Origin of the sequence: Elioraea sp., from assembly GCF_051860475.1 — a bacterium.
GTDB lineage: Bacteria > Pseudomonadota > Alphaproteobacteria > Acetobacterales > Acetobacteraceae > Elioraea.
Genome location: NZ_JBHYDW010000192.1, coordinates 1 through 3,048 on the forward strand (window position 1 = coordinate 1; position 3,048 = coordinate 3,048).

Annotated in this window: 3 protein-coding genes; 1 reads left to right on the forward strand and 2 read right to left on the reverse strand. The window is 75.0% G+C overall.

Annotation, left to right across the window (positions count from 1 at the left end; translation table 11 throughout):
* The first annotated feature begins 62 nt into the window (after positions 1 to 62).
* The gene (locus ACTIFU_RS21635; protein WP_439580405.1) at positions 63 to 1,358 is read left to right on the forward strand and encodes an RsmB/NOP family class I SAM-dependent RNA methyltransferase; all 1,296 of its coding nucleotides are present in this window, start codon (positions 63 to 65) and stop codon (positions 1,356 to 1,358) included.
* Here the strand turns inward: ACTIFU_RS21635 and ACTIFU_RS21640 are convergent.
* Both ACTIFU_RS21640 and ACTIFU_RS21645 read right to left on the reverse strand, forming a co-directional pair.
* The gene (locus ACTIFU_RS21640) at positions 1,348 to 2,265 is read right to left on the reverse strand and encodes a carbohydrate kinase family protein (RefSeq protein WP_439580397.1); all 918 of its coding nucleotides are present in this window, start codon (positions 2,263 to 2,265) and stop codon (positions 1,348 to 1,350) included. The two genes, ACTIFU_RS21635 and ACTIFU_RS21640, sit on opposite strands and share 11 nt — an antisense overlap.
* Positions 2,204 to 3,031: an aldo/keto reductase gene (locus ACTIFU_RS21645; RefSeq protein WP_439580406.1), complete on the reverse strand. Its 828-nt coding sequence runs from the start codon at positions 3,029 to 3,031 to the stop codon at positions 2,204 to 2,206. Before ACTIFU_RS21645 ends, ACTIFU_RS21640 begins: the two co-directional genes overlap by 62 nt.
* Positions 3,032 to 3,048: the final 17 nt, after the last annotated feature.

Below are 3,048 nucleotides of genomic sequence, written 5' to 3' on the forward strand. Positions count from 1 at the left end.
GCGCCCCCGCCGCCGGGGGCCCCGGCCTTGACAGCCCCTCCGCCGCACGGCCCAACGCTGCCATGCGAACGACGGCGCAGTCTGACGGATCGGGAACACAGGCCCGCAGCGCCGCGATCGCGCTGCTGGAGACGGTGCTCGGCCGCCGCCGCACGCTCGAGGACGCGCTCGACGCCGTGACTGGGCTTGAGCCGCGCGACCGCGGCTTCACGCATCTGCTCGCCGCCACGGTGCTGCGCCGGCTCGGCACGCTCGATGCCGTGATCGAACCCTATCTGCGCCGGTCCCCGCCCGATGCCGTGCGGCATGCCCTGCGGATCGGTGCGGCGCAACTGCTGCTGCTCGGCACGCCGCCCCATGCCGCGGTCGGCGCGACCGTCGCCGCGGTGCGCGCGCTGCCCAAGGGCACGGCCTTCACCGGGCTCGCCAACGCGGTGCTGCGACGGATTGCCGCCGAGGGCGCGGCCGCGCTCGAGGGCCTCGACGGGCCCCGGCTCGACACGCCGGACTGGCTCTGGCGCGCCTGGCATGACGCCTACGGACCCGAGACGACGCGCGCGATTGCGGAGGCGCACCAGCGCGAGGCACCGCTCGACCTCACGCTCAAGCCGGGGGAGGACGCGGCTGCCTGGGCCGCACGCCTCGGCGCCGAGCTGCTGCCGACCGGCTCGCTCCGGCTTGCCACGACGAACACGCGCGTGCCCGACCTGGCGGGCTTCGCCGAGGGCGCGTGGTGGGTGCAGGACGCCGCCGCGGCGCTGCCGGCGCGGCTGCTCGCCGTGCGCCCGGGCGAGCGCGTGATCGACCTCTGCGCCGCACCCGGCGGCAAGACCGCGCAGCTCGCCGCCGCCGGCGCGCGCGTCACGGCGGTCGAACGCTCGCCTGAACGCGCCGCACGACTGCGCGAGAACCTCACCCGTCTCAGCCTCGACGCCGAGGTGATCGAGGAGGATGCGGCGACCTGGCGCCCGGCCGAGCCGGCAGATGCGGTGCTGCTCGACGCGCCCTGCACCGCCACAGGAACAATCCGGCGCCATCCTGACATCCTGCGCAACAAGCGCGCCGCCGAGATCGCGTCCCTGACCGCGATCCAGGACGCGATGCTCGCCAACGCGGCGGCGATGCTGCGGCCGGGCGGGCGGCTGGTCTATGCGGTGTGCAGCCTCCAGGCGGACGAGGGCGAGGGCGCGATCGCGCGCGCACGCCTTCCACTACGCCATGACCCGATCGCGCCGGCGGACCTCGCTGGCCTGCCGGAGGCAATCACGCGCGACGGGGTCCTGCGCACCACGCCCGCGCTCTGGCCGGAGCGCGGCGGCATGGACGGGTTCTTCGCCGCGCGGCTGATCAGGACGTGACCGTCACGCCCGCGGGCGGCAGGCTCCCTTCGTGCACGATGTGCCGCGCGGCCCAGGACGTGCCGCGGCGCAGGGCGGCCTCGATCCCCTCGCCGCGCAGCAGCGCATCGATCAGCCCGGCGGCGAACACGTCGCCCGCGCCGGTGACATCCACCACCGCGACGGGTTCCGCCGGTGCCGCGTGGTGCGACCCGTCCACCCCGTATGCGTCCGCGCCGCGCGCACCGCGCGTGACCACCACCCAGCGCAGCGCCTCGCCGCACATCGATCGGCCGAGCAGCAGCGGCTCGCCCCGCTCCTCCGGCGTGAGGTCCGCCTCCGAGGCGATCAGCACCTGCGCGGCGAGCGGGGCGCGGCCGCGCCGCGGCAGCACGCCGACCGTCAGCGCGCCCTTGGCCCAGTGCGCCGCCATGATCTTCGGCACATCCGGCGCGTGCAGCTTGGTCAGCACGGCATCGTAGCCGCCGCCGAGCAGGGCGGCGCCGTCAAGCTCCTCGGCGCGGTAGCCGCCGACGCCGACGATCGTGCGTTCGCCCGAGGGCTCGATCAGCACGAGCGCGCGCGTGGTCTCACCCGGCTTCACCTGCACGGCGGAGACGTCGAGCGCGAGCTCTTCCAGCACCGCGCGCAGCATCACGCCGTGCGGATCGTCACCCACCACGCCGGCGACCGTCACCGCGTGCCCGGCCTGCGCCAGCGCCGCCGCCGCGATCGCCGCACCCCCGCCCGGCCGTGGCCCGAGCGACCGGCCGATCGCGCCCTCGCCCGGCGTCAGCGGGCCGTCGAGCCGTATCGCCTCGTCCAGGTTCACGCCGCCGACGCAGAGGATGCGGAGCGGACGCGGCCTAGAGGATCGCGAGCGGACGCTTTCGCGCAGGCGGCGGAAAGGCCGCGTCGAGCGTGGCATGGTCTTCCTCCGTCAGACGCAGCGCAGCGGCCGCAGCGTTCTCGCGCACATGCGCAGGGTCGGCCGCCTTGGGGATCGCGATCACGCCGGGAAGGCGCAGCGTCCAGGCGATCGCGACCTGCGCCGGGGTCGCGCCGTGCCGCGCGGCGATCCCGGCCAGCGCCTTGTGGCGCAGCAGCCGTCCGCCCTGGCCGACCGGCGAATAGGCCATGATCGGAATGTGGCGCTCGGCGCACCACGGGATCAGGTCAAACTCGATGCCACGCTCGTCCACGTTGTAGAGCACCTGGTTGGTCGCGCAGGCGGCACCGCCGACCGACCAGAGCTCCTCCATGTCGGCGACGTCGAGGTTGCTCACGCCCCAGCACGCGATCCTGCCCGCGTGCTTCAGCGCCTCGAACCCCTCGACCGTCTCGGCGAGCGGCACCGAGCCGCGCCAGTGCAGCAGGTAGAGGTCGATCGTGTCGATGCCGAGCCGGCGCAGCGAACGCTCGCAGGCCGCGGCCACCGCGCGCCGCCCTGCATTGTGCGGATAGACCTTGGAGACGATGAACAGGCCGTCGCGGCGCCCCTCGACCGCCTCGCCGACCACCTCCTCGGCCCCGCCCTCGCCATACATCTCGGCGGTGTCGATCAGCGTCATGCCGAGCTCGATGCCGAGCCTGAGCGCCGCGACCTCGGCCTTGCGGGCGCGGCGATCCTCGCCCATGCGCCAGGTCCCCTGGCCGAGCGCGGGCACGCGCGTGCCGTCGGGCAGTGTCACCATGCTCGCCTCCGCCTCTG